Annotated in this window: 21 protein-coding genes; 7 read left to right on the forward strand and 14 right to left on the reverse strand. The window is 59.1% G+C overall.

Annotation, left to right across the window (positions count from 1 at the left end; translation table 11 throughout):
- The first annotated feature begins 42 nt into the window (after positions 1-42).
- Genes VNT00_RS14860 through VNT00_RS14885 form a run of 6 tightly spaced genes read left to right on the forward strand, consistent with a single transcriptional unit; the run spans position 43 to position 6,065 of the window.
- On the forward strand, positions 43-1,428 hold the full coding sequence (locus tag VNT00_RS14860; RefSeq protein WP_325588828.1) for an amidase: 1,386 nt from the start codon (positions 43-45) through the stop codon (positions 1,426-1,428).
- Positions 1,425-2,312 (forward strand): alpha/beta hydrolase, encoded by an 888-nt coding sequence (locus VNT00_RS14865; RefSeq protein ID WP_325588830.1) that lies wholly within the window; start codon positions 1,425-1,427, stop codon positions 2,310-2,312. Before VNT00_RS14860 ends, VNT00_RS14865 begins: the two co-directional genes overlap by 4 nt.
- 15 nt (positions 2,313-2,327) lie before the next feature.
- Positions 2,328-3,377, forward strand: coding sequence for a 2,5-dihydroxypyridine 5,6-dioxygenase NicX family protein (locus VNT00_RS14870; RefSeq protein WP_325588832.1), 1,050 nt, complete (start codon positions 2,328-2,330; stop codon positions 3,375-3,377).
- The gene (locus VNT00_RS14875) at positions 3,370-4,215 is read left to right on the forward strand and encodes an ABC transporter ATP-binding protein (RefSeq protein ID WP_325588834.1); all 846 of its coding nucleotides are present in this window, start codon (positions 3,370-3,372) and stop codon (positions 4,213-4,215) included. Before VNT00_RS14870 ends, VNT00_RS14875 begins: the two co-directional genes overlap by 8 nt.
- 2 nt (positions 4,216-4,217) lie before the next feature.
- On the forward strand, positions 4,218-5,030 hold the full coding sequence (locus VNT00_RS14880) for an ABC transporter permease (RefSeq protein ID WP_325588836.1): 813 nt from the start codon (positions 4,218-4,220) through the stop codon (positions 5,028-5,030).
- Between the two features lie 24 nt (positions 5,031-5,054).
- Entirely contained in the window at positions 5,055-6,065 is a 1,011-nt protein-coding gene (locus VNT00_RS14885; RefSeq protein WP_325588838.1) for an ABC transporter substrate-binding protein, read from the forward strand.
- Between the two features lie 69 nt (positions 6,066-6,134).
- Here VNT00_RS14885 and VNT00_RS14890 read toward each other — a convergent pair whose 3' ends face one another.
- From VNT00_RS14890 to rplC, 11 genes are all read right to left on the reverse strand, one after another.
- Complete coding sequence (locus VNT00_RS14890; protein WP_325588840.1) at positions 6,135-6,887, reverse strand: ABC transporter substrate-binding protein; 753 nt, start codon at positions 6,885-6,887, stop codon at positions 6,135-6,137.
- A gap of 152 nt (positions 6,888-7,039) precedes the next feature.
- Positions 7,040-7,321: a 30S ribosomal protein S17 gene (rpsQ, locus tag VNT00_RS14895; RefSeq protein ID WP_325588842.1), complete on the reverse strand. Its 282-nt coding sequence runs from the start codon at positions 7,319-7,321 to the stop codon at positions 7,040-7,042.
- Between the two features lies 1 nt (position 7,322).
- Complete coding sequence (rpmC, locus tag VNT00_RS14900; protein ID WP_325588844.1) at positions 7,323-7,514, reverse strand: 50S ribosomal protein L29; 192 nt, start codon at positions 7,512-7,514, stop codon at positions 7,323-7,325.
- Between the two features lie 9 nt (positions 7,515-7,523).
- Positions 7,524-7,940: a 50S ribosomal protein L16 gene (gene rplP / locus VNT00_RS14905; RefSeq protein ID WP_165023282.1), complete on the reverse strand. Its 417-nt coding sequence runs from the start codon at positions 7,938-7,940 to the stop codon at positions 7,524-7,526.
- Between the two features lie 2 nt (positions 7,941-7,942).
- Positions 7,943-8,731 (reverse strand): 30S ribosomal protein S3, encoded by a 789-nt coding sequence (gene rpsC, locus VNT00_RS14910; RefSeq protein ID WP_325588848.1) that lies wholly within the window; start codon positions 8,729-8,731, stop codon positions 7,943-7,945.
- A gap of 9 nt (positions 8,732-8,740) precedes the next feature.
- Positions 8,741-9,070 (reverse strand): 50S ribosomal protein L22, encoded by a 330-nt coding sequence (gene rplV, locus VNT00_RS14915; RefSeq protein ID WP_227683226.1) that lies wholly within the window; start codon positions 9,068-9,070, stop codon positions 8,741-8,743.
- A gap of 3 nt (positions 9,071-9,073) precedes the next feature.
- Positions 9,074-9,349 (reverse strand): 30S ribosomal protein S19, encoded by a 276-nt coding sequence (rpsS, locus tag VNT00_RS14920; protein ID WP_325588852.1) that lies wholly within the window; start codon positions 9,347-9,349, stop codon positions 9,074-9,076.
- 12 nt (positions 9,350-9,361) lie between these two features.
- A complete protein-coding gene (gene rplB / locus VNT00_RS14925; protein WP_325588854.1) occupies positions 9,362-10,189 on the reverse strand; it encodes a 50S ribosomal protein L2 in 828 nt (275 codons plus the stop codon).
- Entirely contained in the window at positions 10,190-10,486 is a 297-nt protein-coding gene (gene rplW / locus VNT00_RS14930) for a 50S ribosomal protein L23 (RefSeq protein ID WP_325588856.1), read from the reverse strand.
- Positions 10,483-11,103, reverse strand: coding sequence for a 50S ribosomal protein L4 (gene rplD, locus VNT00_RS14935; protein ID WP_325588858.1), 621 nt, complete (start codon positions 11,101-11,103; stop codon positions 10,483-10,485). Before rplD ends, rplW begins: the two co-directional genes overlap by 4 nt.
- A 2-nt stretch (positions 11,104-11,105) precedes the next feature.
- Complete coding sequence (rplC, locus tag VNT00_RS14940) at positions 11,106-11,795, reverse strand: 50S ribosomal protein L3 (protein WP_325588860.1); 690 nt, start codon at positions 11,793-11,795, stop codon at positions 11,106-11,108.
- A gap of 211 nt (positions 11,796-12,006) precedes the next feature.
- Here rplC and guaD point away from each other — a divergent pair, with 211 nt between their 5' ends.
- Positions 12,007-13,332: a guanine deaminase gene (gene guaD / locus VNT00_RS14945; RefSeq protein ID WP_325588862.1), complete on the forward strand. Its 1,326-nt coding sequence runs from the start codon at positions 12,007-12,009 to the stop codon at positions 13,330-13,332.
- Between the two features lie 24 nt (positions 13,333-13,356).
- Here the strand turns inward: guaD and VNT00_RS14950 are convergent, their stop codons facing one another.
- From VNT00_RS14950 to VNT00_RS14960, 3 genes are all read right to left on the reverse strand, one after another.
- Positions 13,357-14,127, reverse strand: a complete 771-nt coding sequence (locus VNT00_RS14950; RefSeq protein ID WP_325588864.1) for a sulfite exporter TauE/SafE family protein — start codon at positions 14,125-14,127, stop codon at positions 13,357-13,359.
- A 193-nt stretch (positions 14,128-14,320) separates the two neighbouring features.
- The gene (gene rpsJ, locus VNT00_RS14955) at positions 14,321-14,632 is read right to left on the reverse strand and encodes a 30S ribosomal protein S10 (protein WP_113932175.1); all 312 of its coding nucleotides are present in this window, start codon (positions 14,630-14,632) and stop codon (positions 14,321-14,323) included.
- A 57-nt stretch (positions 14,633-14,689) separates the two neighbouring features.
- Positions 14,690-14,864 (reverse strand): EF-Tu C-terminal domain-related protein (locus tag VNT00_RS14960; protein WP_491700826.1); only part of this gene is annotated, 175 nt, incomplete at its 5' end.

Below are 14,864 nucleotides of genomic sequence, written 5' to 3' on the forward strand. Positions count from 1 at the left end.
TTCCCCGCTCCTTATGGCTCTTATGGATAAGGTATCTCGAAGATGAAGCCGAACCTCGAAAACAACCACGGCCCGGCACTCGCAAGCCTATCTTTTTCCCGCCACATCCCTGCCTTTCTGTCGGGCGAGGATTCACCGCGCCATCTTCTGGAGCGATGCCTGGAGGAAATCGCCCTGCGCGACGATGCAATCCATGCCTTCGTCAATCTGAATATCGATGGTGCCCGCCACGCAGCTGACGACGCCAGTGTCCGCTACCGGGCCGGGCGACCGATTTCAGCGGTGGACGGGATGCCTTTCGGCATCAAAGACATTATCGAGACTCGCGATCTGCCAACCGAGATGAACAGTCCGATATTTGCCGGCTTCCAACCAAGACGCGATGCTGCCTGCGTTCTGGCTCTCAAGCGTGCCGGCGGCGTGCTCCTCGGCAAGACCGCAACAGCCGAATTCGCCTGCGGCCGCTCGCCTCGCACCCGCAATCCGGCCGATACGACACTGACTCCGGGCGGATCATCCAGTGGATCGGCCGCCGCCGTAGCCGCAGGCATGGTTCCCGCCGCGCTTGGAACTCAAAGCCAGGCATCCACCATTCGGCCCGCCTCCTACTGTGGAGTGTTCGGCTTCAAGCCCACACACGGCCTGCTGTGTATCGACGGCGTCGCGCCGCTGGCGCCCACACTCGATCACCTTGGGATCTTCACCCTGAATCTGGCCGATGCCTGGGCGATCACGACAGCAATCGCTGCCGCCGCGCCGGGACGGATCGGCCTGGATCTCGCCACGAACACGCCGCTTCCCGCACCATCGGCGCCCAGCACGCTGGTGCGCCTCGACACCCAAGGCTGGCAGGAAACCGACGAAGCATCCAGGATCGCCTTCGAAAACATGCTGCATGCTCTGCAATCGGCTGGCGTCGCCATTGCGGATCGCCGCTCCGATCCGGAAATCGACAAGCTCGAAGATCTTCTCCTTGAAGCGGACAAGGCATCGATCCCCATCTATGCCTATGAAGCGCAATGGCCGTTGCGCGCCTACGCTGCGACCGGAGAATTCCTCGTCGGCGAACGGATCCTCGAACTCATTTCAATCGCCGACAACACATCCCGAACCCAATATGAAGAAGCTCTGAGTATCCGCGACAAGCTGCGCACCGCCATCCTCAAGCTGCGCACTCGCACGCAAGGGTTCATTACGCTGGCGTCGTCGGGCCCCGCCAAGGCCGATATCGCCTACACGGGAAGCAGATCTTTCGCCGTGCCTGGAACCCTGTCAGGCATCCCCGCCGTTTCACTGCCCTTGCTGCAGAGCGGAGGCCTCCCCCTCGGACTGCAGTTGCTGGGATTCCCGGGCGAAGACGACCGCACCATCGCTCTGGCGCGATGGCTTCATGCATCTACAACCGAATTCAAGCGAGACATACCATGACAAGCACCGTTTTCAAATCCTACGACCAGGCGAATCTTGATCGCGAATACGATAATGCCGCCAAAATCTCCCCCGACACACTCAAGGCCTATCGCGCGCGATGGGCGCAACAAAGCGGCCACGCGCGCGACACCATTGCCTGCGACCTGGACCTGCCTTACGGAAACGCCCCCGGCGAGCGCCTCGACATCTTTCGCCCCGCCGAGCCGAAATCCGCGCCAGTGCATATCTATATTCACGGCGGCTACTGGATCAGCAACGACAAAAAAGACTGCTCGTATGTCGCGCATGGTTTCGTCGGCGCCGGCTTCGTCAACGTGATCATCAACTACGGACTGATACCCAGCATCAACATGGCCGAACAAGTACGGCAATGCCAGGCCGCAGTTCGCTGGGTCGCCCGGAACATCCATCGTTACGGCGGCGATCCCGACCAGATTTACGTCACCGGCCACTCAGCCGGAGGCCATCTAGCCTTGATGCTGCTCTGCGACCCGCAACTCGAAGCCGGAAGCATCAAGGGCATAACCAGCCTTAGCGGCCTATACGATCTCGAGCCGGTGCGGCTCAGCTTCGTCAACCAAAAAATAGGCTTGAGTCCGAACGATGCGGCAAGCCTGAGTCCGGTCATGCAGACTCCAAGCGACCCCTCATGCCGCCTTTTGCTGACCGTAGGCGACAAGGAAGGCGAGGAATATCTACGGCAAATGAACGACTTGGCCACAGCCTGGCGCACTGTCATGCCGAACTTGACAAGCGTCGTCATCCCAAACACCGATCATTTCAGCATGCGGGCCGCACTGGATGATTCCACCAGCCATATTTCCCGGCTCATTTGGGAAAAGATGGGGGCTGGCCACCCATCAGGCCATGCCGCCAAGTGACCCAGGAGAACAGCAATGCCCATCATTGATGACCATCAACTCGCCGTCTGGCGCGAGATACTCCAATTATGCAAAGTGCAGACCGGTGAAAACCTGATCGTCTTGACAGGTGAGACCAGCCATCCGAAAAACATCGACCTCGCGATGCGCGCGTCGGCGGCAATGGGTGCGCATCTCTGCCGCATCGATGTCCCGCCCGTCGTCGGCGGCGGCGCTTTCGGACAACGATCCGATGTCGCCGCAACACCGATTTCGGGCCACCGCATGGTGATCGATACGCTCAAAAGAGCCGACATGGTACTCGACCTCGTAGGCCTGCTGCACTCGCCGGAGCAACTGGAAATCCTGGCGGCGGGCACGCGCATGCTGATGATCATAGAACCTCCCGATGTCTTGGCCCGCCTGACGACAAACGCCGACGACAAGCACCGGGTCCTGGCAGCGGCACGGCAACTGCGAGCCGCCAAAGTCATGCACGTGAGCTCGGATGCCGGCACGGATCTGACGATGCCTGTCGGCCAGTTTCCCATCGCTTCGCAATGGGGATATGCCGACGAACCAGGACATTGGGATCACTGGCCCAGCGCATTCGTCTCGACCTGGCCAACTGAAAACCTGTCGCATGGACGCCTCGTCATCGATGAGGGAGACATGATGTTCCCGTTCAAGTCCTATGTGCAATCAAAGATCGTACTCGACATCACGGACGGATTCATCACCAGTATCCAGGGCGGATTCGACGCCAAATATCTGCGCAAGCATCTGGAATCATTCAACGACCCAAACGCATTCGGCATCTCGCATGTCGGCTGGGGCCTGCACCCCAAAGCCAGTTGGGGAGCTCTGGGGCTACGCGACAAGGTTCAGTCTCACGGCATGGACTCGCGCTCTTTCATGGGCAATTTCCTTTTCTCGACCGGCCCAAACTCGGAAGCCGGGGGCTCCAATCACTCACGCTGCCATATCGACATCCCCATGGCCGACTGCTCCGTATCGTTGGATGGAGTGCCCATAACCGACCATGGCGAGGTTCTACCATCAAACACTGGATCCACCCATGCCTAGTGCTTCGATAACCCTATCTTCGACACCCGCGGCGGCACGACACAGCGATTTCCCGCTGATCGAAGCCAGCAACGTCACCGTCGGCTTTACAACAGGCTCTTGGCTACGGCCCATCTATCAGGAGGTCCTGTCCAACGTCAGTCTCACTGTGCGCAAAGGCCGCTTCGTGACACTTTTGGGACCATCCGGTTGTGGGAAGAGCACACTGCTGAAAACCCTCGGCGGCCTCGTCGCCCCATCAGGCGGCAGCATCATGATCAATTCGCAGCCGGTCTCCCATGCACTGGAAGACCACGAAATCGGCCTGGTGTTTCAGGATGCCGCGTTGCTGCCATGGAAAAGCAGCCTGGCAAATGCGGCATTTCTATGCCAGTTGGTGCGCGACAGGCACACCACCCAATCCGCTCTGCAGCGAGGCCGAGAAATGCTGTCGCTTGTAGGACTTTCGGGCAGCGAGAACAAGCTCCCCAACCAGCTTTCAGGAGGCATGCGGCAACGGGTTTCGATTGCGCGAGCCCTCGCGCTGGATCCCGAAATCCTGCTGATGGACGAACCATTCGGGGCGCTCGACGCCATCACGCGCGACCAACTGAACTTTGCGCTACTCGATATCTGGTCGCAGACGCAGAAAACCGTCATCTTCGTTACGCACTCCATTTCGGAAGCCCTGCTTCTTTCCGATGAAATTCATGTAATGGGCGTAAAGCCGGGCCGGATAATTGAAAGCATCGAGGTCGACCTGCCCCGGCCTCGAACCATGGAAACATTGGAAGAGGCGCGCTTCAAATCCTACGAACGCGAGTTGCGCAAATTATTGATGACCGGACATGGTGAATGAACATGACGACAACCAACACCAAGGGAAATCCCGACATCTCCGTGGCCGCCATCACCCGACGCGGATGGCGGGAAATCTCCCCTGCAGTCTTTGCGGTCGTCGGCACTCTCATCCTTTGGGAGTTGGCCGTCAAATGGTTGAAGGTTCCAGAGATCATCATCGCGGCGCCCTCATCCATCGGCCATTCCCTCGTTCACAACGCGAAATTATTGGCCGACTCTTCCGGCGTCACTCTGGCCATCATCGTATACGGTTTTGCATTGTCGGTAGTGTTGGGCATCGTGCTTGCATTGCTGCTCGTGCGGTTCCCAACCGCGTCACGGGCGGTCTATCCCTTGGTCGTACTGTTCCAGACCGTGCCTAAGGTCGCACTGGCACCGATCTTCGTAATCTGGTTCGGCTACGACTTGTCGCCGAAGATACTGCTGATCATCGTCATCAGCTTCTTCCCAATCAGCCTCAACATGATAGCCGGCTTACGCAGTGTCGATCCAAATCTGCTGCTTCTGATGCGATCCATAGGGTGCTCCAAAACAGAAACCCTGCTACGTGTCATGGTGCCAAGCGCCCTTCCCAGTCTGTTCGCAGGCCTCAAGATCGGCGTGACCTTTTCCGTGATCGGCGCGATTGTCGCCGAATTTTCCGGTGCCAATCGCGGACTGGGCTATCTCATACAGTTTGCATCAAGCCAGCTTGACACACCACTCGTGTTCGCAAGCCTGGTTGTCGTATCCGCAATGGGCGTGGCGCTTTTCTATGCCGTCGCGCTGCTCGAGCACTTCATCATCCCCTGGGCGTCCAGCTCGGAAATCTAGTCCAACAAACCAAGGAGGCGGGACATGAAAAACTTCAGGAAAATCGGTTGTACCCTTTTCGCTATATCGGCAATACTTTGGGGAAGCAACGCTCTAGCCAACGACAAAGTCACCGTTCAACTCGACTTCGTCCTGCGAGGAAACCACGGCATCTTCTATGTCGGCAAATCAGAAGGCTTCTTCCAGAAGCAAGGTATCGATATCGTGGCCATCAACAAGGGCACCGGCTCCGTCAATACCATGCGCCAGGTCGGCTCCGGGGCCAGCGAATTCGGATTCGGAGATTTACCGACCCTGGCTATCGCGCGCTCGCAAAAAACCCCTGTGGTCGCCATTGCGGCCGTCAATCAGAAGAATCCCACCGCCATTATTTCGCTGGCCAAGACAAAGCTGGATACCCCCAAGGATCTGGAAGGCAAATCTATCGGCGTATTTGCCGCCGGCTCGACTTTCTTATTCTATAAAGCATTTGCCTCCGCGAATAAGCTTGACACGAGCAAAATCGAAGTCCGCACCATTACACCGCCCGCGGAAAATTTCCTGTTGCTCGGCCGCGTCGACACCATACCCGGTTATATCGACGCGGAATTGCCAGAGCTTGAGGCCAAGGCAGGAGGCCCCGGTTCGTTGCACGTGCTTCTAGGATCGGAAAACGGGGTTGCCGCCTTTGGCTCGGGCTTGCTCACCTCCGAAAAAATGATTGCGGAAAAACCCGATCTGGTTCGCCGCTTCGTCCATGCCTACCTGCAGGCGCTGGCGTTCACCATCAAACATCCCGGCAAGACCGCCGATGCCATCATCGCGGATAATCCAGAATACGCCAATCGGCGCAACGTCCTGATCGCCCAACTCAAGGCCGATATCGCCAAAACATTCACTAGCGACGCCACTCGCGAACACGGGCTTGGTTACATGTCCGACAGTACGGCAAAAGCCACTATCGACATGCTGGTGGAACAAAAGATGATTCCAGCTCCCATTGATGCTTCAAAAGCATTCGACAACCAGTTCATCCTGGACGCGCCAAAGATGTAGCCGCCAAACGGCTCGAAGCCGAGAGGCCCCCCTAATTCGATCTTTTCCCTCTCGCCCACACCGGAATCGTCAAGCTATGGTCGCGTCGCCTTGCCCGCTGCGCCGCAAGCCCTCGGCAACCAAGCCCGAGCGCTTGGCGAATTCCAGGTAGGCTTCCAACAGCCTGGATCCGGCCTCGCGGCCCTGAGGGCAGCCCATTGCCTGCTCGATGACGGTAAAGCGGTCGTCCAGCACGCGGTATCCCGCGTGCTCTTTTGCATGCGCTTGAAGCGGCTGGCGCACGCCGGCGGCGGCGTCCAGGCCCAGATCCGCAAATTGCTCCATGGCATCCTCCGAAAGAGGCAGGCGCACGATGGCGGCATGTTTGAGCGTGCGGGTCAGGAAAAGGTCGTATGCCGCCCCCTTGCCCACGGCAACCTGCACTCCCGGCGCATCCAGGTCTTTCACGCTTCGAAAGGCGGAATCCCCGCGAACCAGATAAGTGCCCTCAATAAACACGTAGGGCGCCGTATACGCGATGCTTTCCGCCCGCTTGGGATCAATGGCCAGAAAAGCGACATCCCATACGTCGGCCTGGGCGATCTCGACGACCTTGCCGGCGGTGTCGAAAGCATGAAATTCGACTGCAACGCCCAGGCGCTGGGCAAGGCCCCGGGCCAGATCGGCACTGACCCCGCGCGGTTCGCCGGAAACAGGATCGCGCTGTGCCAGAACCGGGTTGCCGAAGTTCATCGCAGCACGCAGTTTTCCGTGAGGCGCCAACTGTCGAATCGCCTGCGCATCGGCGTGCCAGTCCGGCTCGGTGAAATCATGACTCGTCATACCACATTCCTTTGATACTGGATGAATTTTGCATTATCGGGCCATCCAGCCGCCCCGTGCGAAAAAAAAGCCCCGAGGGAAAATCCCTTGGGGCTTTGTGCATTCAATGCGAAGCGGACTGGCGACACGCATGGCGCCGCCACCGGCCTGTATTAGATGACGCGTGCGGCTTCGAGCAGACGCACCACCGTCCACGACTTGTCGCGGCTGATGGGGCGGCCTTCTGCGATTTCCACAGTGTCGCCTTCGTTGTATTGGTTGGTTTCGTCATGCGCCTTGTACTTGTTGGAGCGGATGATGATTTTGCCAAAAACAGGGTGCTTGACACGGCGCTCGACGCGAACGACGACCGTCTTGTCCATCTTGTTGCTGACAACCTTGCCAATAAGGGTGCGTTGGTTCTTGACTGCTTGGGTGTTTTGAGTTTCGCTCATTTTACTTTCCTGCCTTCTCAGTCAAAAGGGTGCGGACGCGCGCGATATCGCGGCGAACCTTGCCCAGTTGGCTGGTATTGGAGAGCTGCTGAGTGGCACGCTGCATACGCAGGCCAAATTGTGCTTTGAGCAGGCTCTCGAGCTCGGTCTTGAGCTCGGCGGCATCTTTGGAACGGAGTTCGCTGGCTTTCATGAGGTCTCCTTAAGCGCCAATGTGACGCGACACGAAGGTCGTGGCGATCGGCAGCTTAGCGGCGGCCAGGCGGAAAGCTTCACGTGCAAGCTCTTCGCTTACACCTTCCATTTCATAGAGCACCTTGCCGGGTTGAATTTCTGCGACCCAGTACTCGGGATTGCCTTTACCGTTACCCATACGAACTTCGGCAGGCTTCTGCGAAATGGGCTTGTCCGGGAAAATGCGGATCCAGATACGGCCGCCACGTTTGATGTGGCGGTTGATCGCACGACGGGCAGATTCGATTTGACGAGCGGTCAGGCGGCCACGACCCGTGGCTTTGAGGCCGAACTCGCCAAACGATACCTGTGCACCGCGAGTAGCCAAGCCGGTATTGCGGCCCTTTTGCTCTTTGCGGTATTTTCTGCGTGACGGTTGCAACATGTTTATTCTCCTTCAGGCGCTGGCGCAGCGGCGTCAGGCTTGCGGGGTCCACGGCCACGGCCGCCCGCGGGGCGACGGCTGTCCGGACGGTCGCCACGAGGCGCACGGCGGGGACGGCGTTCGTCGTCGCGAGGCGCTGCGGTTTCAACGGGCATTTCGCCGTTGGGCAGCATGTCGCCTTTGTAGACCCATACTTTGATACCGATGATCCCGTAGGTCGTTTGCGCTTCGGCAGTACCGTAGTCGATATTGGCGCGCAGGGTATGCAGAGGCACGCGGCCTTCGCGATACCACTCGGTGCGGGCGATTTCAATACCGTTCAAACGGCCCGAGCTCATGATCTTGATGCCCTGGGCGCCAAGACGCATGGCGTTCTGCATGGAGCGCTTCATGGCGCGGCGGAACTGGATGCGCTTTTCGAGCTGCTGGGCGATCGAGTCGGCGATAAGCTGAGCGTCGGTTTCCGGCTTGCGGATTTCCTCGATGTTGACGTGCACGGGCACGCCCATCAGGCGCTGCAGATCGGACTTGAGGCTTTCGATGTCCTCGCCGCGCTTGCCGATTACCACACCCGGACGAGCCGAGTAGACGGTAATGCGTGCATTCTTGGCCGGACGCTCGATGACCACGCGGCCAACGGAAGCGCTTTTCAGCTTTTTCTTGAGGTATTCGCGTACGCGGATGTCTTCGGCCAGCATGCCGCCGAAGGCCTTGTCGTTAGCGTACCAACGCGAACTCCAGTTGCGGTTGACCGCGAGGCGGAACCCAATCGGGTGTACTTTTTGTCCCATTGCGACTCCTTAAGCCCCGACCTTGACCACGATGTGGCAGGTCTGCTTCTCGATACGGTTGCCACGGCCCTTCGCACGGGCGGAGAAGCGCTTCATCGACTGGCCCTTGTCCACGTAGACCGTGGTGACCTTGAGTTCGTCGATATCGGCGCCGTCGTTGTGCTCGGCGTTGGCGATCGCGGACTCAAGCGCTTTCTTGAGGATGCCCGCGGCTTTCTTGGGTGTGAACGTCAGGATATTCAACGCCTGAGCCACCGACTTGCCACGGATGAGATCCGCGACAATACGGGTTTTCTGGGCGGAAATATGGACGCCACGAATGATTGCAGTAGTTTCCATCACTTACCTCTTCGACTTCTTGTCCGCCGCGTGACCCTTGAAGGTACGGGTCAGGGCGAACTCGCCGAGCTTGTGACCGACCATGTTCTCGTTGATGTAAACGGGAACGTGCTGGCGGCCATTGTGCACAGCAATCGTCAGCCCGATGAACTCGGGCAGGATGGTTGAACGGCGCGACCAGGTTTTGATCGGCTTCTTGTCTTTGCCCTCGACGGCGGCATCGATCTTTTTGATCAGATGCGCATCGACGAACGGGCCCTTTTTAATTGAACGTGCCATTTGGTTCGCCCCTTACTTGCGCTTGCGACGCGAGACAATCATGTTGTCCGTGCGCTTGTTACGACGAGTCCTGTAGCCCTTGGCCGGTGTGCCCCATGGGCTGACCGGCTCACGGCCCTCGCCTGTACGGCCTTCGCCGCCACCATGCGGGTGATCGACCGGGTTCATGGCGACGCCACGCACCGTAGGACGAATACCGCGCCAGCGGACAGCACCGGCCTTGCCGATTTGACGCAAGCTGTGTTCTTCGTTGCCCACTTCACCGATGGTTGCGCGGCAATCGATGTGGACGCGGCGGACTTCGCCCGAGCGCAGGCGAACCTGAGCATAGACGCCTTCGCGAGCCATCAGGACAGCCGATGCGCCAGCCGAGCGCGCCAGTTGGGCGCCCTTGCCAGGCAGCATTTCGATGCAGTGGATGGTGGTTCCAACGGGAATGCTGCGGATGGGCAGCGTGTTGCCGGCGCGGATGGGAGCATCGGTTCCGGACAGCAGGCTTGCGCCAACCTCGAGACCACGAGGAGCGATGATGTAACGACGTTCGCCGTCGGCGTAGCAAAGCAGGGCAATGTGCGCAGTACGGTTGGGATCGTATTCGAGGCGTTCGACCTTGGCAGGAATGCCGTCTTTGTTGCGACGGAAGTCGACCAGACGGTAATGCTGCTTGTGACCGCCGCCACGATGACGGACAGTGACGTGGCCGTTGTTGTTACGGCCCGAGCCACGGGTTTGCTTTTCGAGCAGGGGAGCGTGCGGCGCACCTTTGTGCAGGCCGGGCGTTACCACCTTGAGCATGCCGCGGCGTCCCGCCGAGGTTGGCTTGACTTTAACGAGTGCCATTTAGTTCACCTCCGTAAAGTCGAGTTCCTGGCCGTCCTTGAGCGAGACATAAGCCTTGCGCTCGTTGTTGCGGCGGCCCATGAAACGGCCAAAGCGCTTTTGCTTGCCTTTTTGGTTCAGAACCTGAACGGACTCGACTTCGACTTTGAACAGTAGCTCGACGGCCGCCTTGATTTCAGGCTTGGTAGCATCAGCTGCGACACGGAAAGCGACTTGCTGGTTTTTTTCGGCAACGAACGTGGCTTTTTCAGTCACGACCGGAGCGAGGATAATTTGCATTAAGCGTTCGGCGTTCATCCCAACATCTCCTCGAGTTGAGCGATAGCCGGCTTGGTGATCAGCACTTTCTTGTAGTGGATCAGCGACAGCGGATCGGCATAACGCGGTTCGACCACGGCAACATGCGGCAGGTTGCGGGTGGCGAGGTAAACGTTTTCGTCGAGCACGTCGGTGATGATAAGCACCGACTCGAGGCCCATGCCCTTGAGCTTGGCCGCAGCCTGCTTGGTCTTGGGGGTATCGAGCTGGAAGCTGTCGACGATGGCGATGCGGTCTTCACGAGCCAACTGCGAAAGAATCGCACGGATGCCGGCGCGATACATTTTCTTGTTGACCTTCTGGGTGAAGTTTTCGTCGGGCGAATTCGGGAACGCGCGACCGCCTCCACGCCAGATGGGCGAGGAAGTCATACCGGCACGAGCGCGGCCCGTGCCTTTTTGGCGCCATGGCTTCTTGGTGCTGTGCTTGACTTCGGCGCGGTCTTTCTGGGCGCGGTTGCCGCTGCGGGCATTGGCCTGGAAGGCGACGACGATCTGGTGCACCAGCGCTTCGTTGAAGTCGCGACCAAAAACGGTGTCGGGAGCGGCAACGGTGGACGAGGATTGGCCCTGGTCATTCAGGAGCTTGAGTTCCATATTTAGGCTCCTTTCTTGGCGGACATCTTGATGGCCGGGCGCACGATGACGTCGGAATTCTTGTGGCCGGGGACAGCGCCCTTGACCAGCAACAAACCGCGCTCGGCATCGACACGGACGATGTCAAGATTTTGAACGGTGCGGGTGACGTCACCGAGGTGGCCCGCCATTTTCTTGCCAGGGAAGATGCGGCCGGGGTCTTGCGCCTGGCCGATGGAACCTGGAACCCGGTGCGAACGCGAGTTACCGTGCGAATTGCGCTGCGAGGTGAAGTGGTGGCGCTTGATGGTGCCGGCAAAGCCTTTACCAATCGTCGTGCCGGTTACGTCCACTTTCTGGCCCGCTTCGAATACGCTTTCGACGGCCACGACAGCGCCGGCTGTGAATTCAGCGGCTTTGGCGGGGTCGAGACGGAATTCTTTGAGGATGCTACCGGCTTCGGAGCCGGCTTTGGCATAGTGCCCGGCCTCGGGTTTGGTCACGCGCGAGGCGCGACGGCTGCCGTAGGCTACTTGCACGGCCGCATAACCATCGATTTCTGGTGACTTGACTTGGGTAACGCGATTGTTCGACACGTCCAGCACGGTTACCGGGATGGACTCGCCTTCCTCGGTAAAAATACGGGTCATGCCAACCTTGCGCCCCACGAGCCCCAGCCGATGCGCGGCAGGCGTAGGTGTCGAGTTCGACATCATTTTCTCCATTCCCGACTGCGATTGGTCGGGGCTAATTTTCATACATATAAAACCAAAAGATTTTTTTGGTTAAGCTAGCACTTTAACATGGGTTGACACCAGCAGGCAAGCCAAGCATACGGAAAAACCCTAGCGCTGTTGTTTTCACCTATGAACAAGGCGTTAATCTCGTATAGTTGTCGATTGCCAAAAGCCAACAGGAGCCTACATGCCACCCGTTTCCGGGCGCCTTGCGTTGCGCGGCCCCACCCTGTCCTTCGTCGCCGACCCGTTCCAGGCCGGCGACCAGGCCTCCATGCGCTATGAGTCCGACGGACTCGTCCTCGTTGAAAACGGCAAAATAACGGCGGCCGGCGACTACGCCAGCCTGAAGCCGCAGCTCGGGCGGCTCAAGCCGGTGCATTACCCCGATGCACTCATCCTGCCCGGCTTTATCGACACCCACGTCCATTATCCGCAAACACAGATGATCGGCGGCTACGGCGCCCAGCTCATCGACTGGCTCAACAAATACACGTTCGTCACCGAGCAGCAGTTCGCTGATTCCGAACACGCCTCCGCCGTTGCCGGCATTTTCCTGCAGGAATGCCTGCGTGCCGGCACCACCACGGCCGCCGTGTACTGTACGGTTCACCCCGAATCAGTCAATGCCCTATTCCACGCCGCCACCCGGCGCGGCATGCGCATGATTGCCGGCAAAGTGCTTATGGACCGCAACGCCCCCGCCGCCCTCCTGGACACGGCGCAATCCGGCTACGACCAGTCCGAGGCCTTGATTGCCAAATGGCATGGCAAGGGTCGCCTTTCGTATGCGGTGACGCCGCGCTTCGCCCCCACCAGCTCACCCGCCCAGCTCGAGGCCGCGGCCGCGCTATGGAAAAAGCATCCCGGCACCTACATGCAAACCCACCTGGCCGAGACCCTGCAGGAAAACGAATGGGTCAAAAGCCTGTTCCCCGAACGCGCCGGCTACCTGGACGTCTACGCCCATTACAGCCTGATCGGCCCGCGCGCCGTTTTCGGCCATGCCCTGCATCTGCAGGAAGAAGAATGGCGGCATCTGGCCGCAAGCGGCTCCGCCGTCGCGCACTGTCCCACCTCCAACAGCTTTCTGGGCAGCGGCCTGTTCGACTTCACCCGGGCCAGGCAGCCGCAAGCGCCCGCCCAGGCCATTCGCACCGGACTGGCCACCGACGTCGGCGGCGGCACCACTCTTTCCATGCTCAGGACCATGGGCGAAGCCTATAAAATCGGCCAGTTCGGCCATTATTCGCTTTCGGCGCCCAAGGCCTTCTACCTGGCAACCCGCGGCGCGGCGCACTCGCTGTACCTGGAAGACAAGATCGGCTCCATCGCGCCAGGCATGGAGGCCGACCTGCTGGTGCTCGACATGAAGTCGACGCCCATCATCGACTTTCGCATGAACTATTGCGAATCGCTCGAAGACGCCCTGTTCGTGCAAATGACCATGGCCGACGACCGCGCGACCCGGGCGGTGTATGTAGCGGGCAAACTGGCTTATTCGCGCGGCTGAAAAGTGTCAGAGGCAAAGAGGGTATCAACCTAGCAGCAGCACCCCGCCGCTCCATGTCAGCTTCAGCCCCGCAAAGAACAGGAAGACATACATAAGGCGATTGAAGGCCTGCGCGTCGACACGGTCGTGCATCCAGACACCCAGTTTGACGCCGACCACCGCAACCGGCGCCAGCACCAGGGAGGTCAACAGGTTCTCGGTATCGAGCTGACCCAATAGCGCATAGGGAATGAGCTTCACGTAGTTGACCACCGCGAAATAGATGGTGATGGTGCCCACCATGATGCTCTTGTCCAGATTCTTGGGCAGGATGTAGATCATGAGCGGCGGGCCTCCCGCATGGGCGACGAAGCTGGTATAGCCGGATACGCCCGACCAAAGACTAGCGCCGACGCGGTCGGGCAGGCGCAATCCCGGCCGGCTCCTCATCCAGCCCTTCAGCCAGTAGTTCAGCGAAAAAATCAAGGCCAGCAGGCCAATGAGCATCTTCATAAACTCTTCATTGACGAACTGAAAGGTAAGCGCTCCCACCACAATGCCGACGATGGCGCCAGGCAGCAGCTTGAGCATGAGCGCCCTATCCCACTTATGCAGCCAGGCGCGCACGCCCGCAATATCCATGACGCACAAGATCGGCAACATGATGCCGGCTGCCTGCAGCGGCGAAACGGCTAGCGCCAGGAGAGGCACGGCAAGTATTCCCAGGCCGCCAGCAAAGCCGCCTTTGCCAATGCCCACGATAAGCACGGCGGGCACGGCAACCAGGTAGAAGGCAAGACTGTCAACAATGGACATTACAAATCCCGAATCGGAACCGCAGGGCAAACATGCGCCAGCATACCGTAGAAAAGGCCATTTCCACGCTATCCCGCCGCGTGCATGGCGACCCAAAAGCAGGCGCTTTATCCCAGGAACCGGGTAGGCAAAAAAAACGCCATGTATCACTTACATGGCGTTTTTTCAACCGCGGCAAGCGCAGTAGAGCGGCTTATTGCAACGCGATCTCGACATCGACACCGGCCGGCAGGTCCAGACGCATCAGGGCGTCGACGGTCTTGTCGGTAGGATCGACGATGTCCATCAGGCGCTGATGGGTACGCATTTCCAATTGGTCGCGAGCCGTCTTGTTGACGTGCGGCGAACTGAGCACGTCGTAGCGGCGAATACGCGTCGGCAGAGGCACCGGACCGCGCACAACCGCGCCAGTACGTTTTGCGGTTTCAACGATTTCGGCTGCGGACTGATCGATCAGCTTGTAATCGAACGCCTTCAGGCGGATGCGGATTTTCTGGTTTTTCATGGTGTTTCCTAAAGAACGAACGGCGAAGGCGCGAAGCCTTCGCCTATGACAAGTAATTTACTTGATGATTTTGGCAACCACGCCGGCGCCCACGGTACGGCCGCCTTCGCGAATGGCGAAGCGCAGGCCCTCTTCCATGGCGATCGGGGCGATCAGCTTGACCGTCATCGCCACGTTATCCCCAGGCAACACCATTTCCTTGTCCTTGGGCAGGTCGATCGTGCCCGTTACG

The sequence above is a fragment of the Eoetvoesiella sp. genome (genome assembly GCF_035555955.1).
In the GTDB taxonomy this organism is placed as follows: Bacteria; Pseudomonadota; Gammaproteobacteria; order Burkholderiales; family Burkholderiaceae_B; genus Eoetvoesia.

Coding starts and splice junctions, on each gene's coding strand:
- VNT00_RS14875 (WP_325588834.1), top strand. CDS start 3,370: ATGCCTAGTGCTTCGATAACCCTATCTTCGACACCCGCGGCGGCACGA.
- rpsS (WP_325588852.1), bottom strand. CDS start 9,349: ATGGCACGTTCAATTAAAAAGGGCCCGTTCGTCGATGCGCATCTGATC.
- rpsC (WP_325588848.1), bottom strand. CDS start 8,731: ATGGGACAAAAAGTACACCCGATTGGGTTCCGCCTCGCGGTCAACCGC.
- rplD (WP_325588858.1), bottom strand. CDS start 11,103: ATGGAACTCAAGCTCCTGAATGACCAGGGCCAATCCTCGTCCACCGTT.
- VNT00_RS14860 (WP_325588828.1), top strand. CDS start 43: ATGAAGCCGAACCTCGAAAACAACCACGGCCCGGCACTCGCAAGCCTA.
- VNT00_RS14890 (WP_325588840.1), bottom strand. CDS start 6,887: ATGACGAGTCATGATTTCACCGAGCCGGACTGGCACGCCGATGCGCAG.
- VNT00_RS14885 (WP_325588838.1), top strand. CDS start 5,055: ATGAAAAACTTCAGGAAAATCGGTTGTACCCTTTTCGCTATATCGGCA.
- rplP (WP_165023282.1), bottom strand. CDS start 7,940: ATGTTGCAACCGTCACGCAGAAAATACCGCAAAGAGCAAAAGGGCCGC.
- VNT00_RS14950 (WP_325588864.1), bottom strand. CDS start 14,127: ATGTCCATTGTTGACAGTCTTGCCTTCTACCTGGTTGCCGTGCCCGCC.
- rplV (WP_227683226.1), bottom strand. CDS start 9,070: ATGGAAACTACTGCAATCATTCGTGGCGTCCATATTTCCGCCCAGAAA.
- rplC (WP_325588860.1), bottom strand. CDS start 11,795: ATGTCGAACTCGACACCTACGCCTGCCGCGCATCGGCTGGGGCTCGTG.
- rpsJ (WP_113932175.1), bottom strand. CDS start 14,632: ATGAAAAACCAGAAAATCCGCATCCGCCTGAAGGCGTTCGATTACAAG.
- VNT00_RS14865 (WP_325588830.1), top strand. CDS start 1,425: ATGACAAGCACCGTTTTCAAATCCTACGACCAGGCGAATCTTGATCGC.
- rplW (WP_325588856.1), bottom strand. CDS start 10,486: ATGAACGCCGAACGCTTAATGCAAATTATCCTCGCTCCGGTCGTGACT.
- rpsQ (WP_325588842.1), bottom strand. CDS start 7,321: ATGAGCGAAACTCAAAACACCCAAGCAGTCAAGAACCAACGCACCCTT.
- guaD (WP_325588862.1), top strand. CDS start 12,007: ATGCCACCCGTTTCCGGGCGCCTTGCGTTGCGCGGCCCCACCCTGTCC.
- rplB (WP_325588854.1), bottom strand. CDS start 10,189: ATGGCACTCGTTAAAGTCAAGCCAACCTCGGCGGGACGCCGCGGCATG.
- VNT00_RS14870 (WP_325588832.1), top strand. CDS start 2,328: ATGCCCATCATTGATGACCATCAACTCGCCGTCTGGCGCGAGATACTC.
- VNT00_RS14880 (WP_325588836.1), top strand. CDS start 4,218: ATGACGACAACCAACACCAAGGGAAATCCCGACATCTCCGTGGCCGCC.
- rpmC (WP_325588844.1), bottom strand. CDS start 7,514: ATGAAAGCCAGCGAACTCCGTTCCAAAGATGCCGCCGAGCTCAAGACC.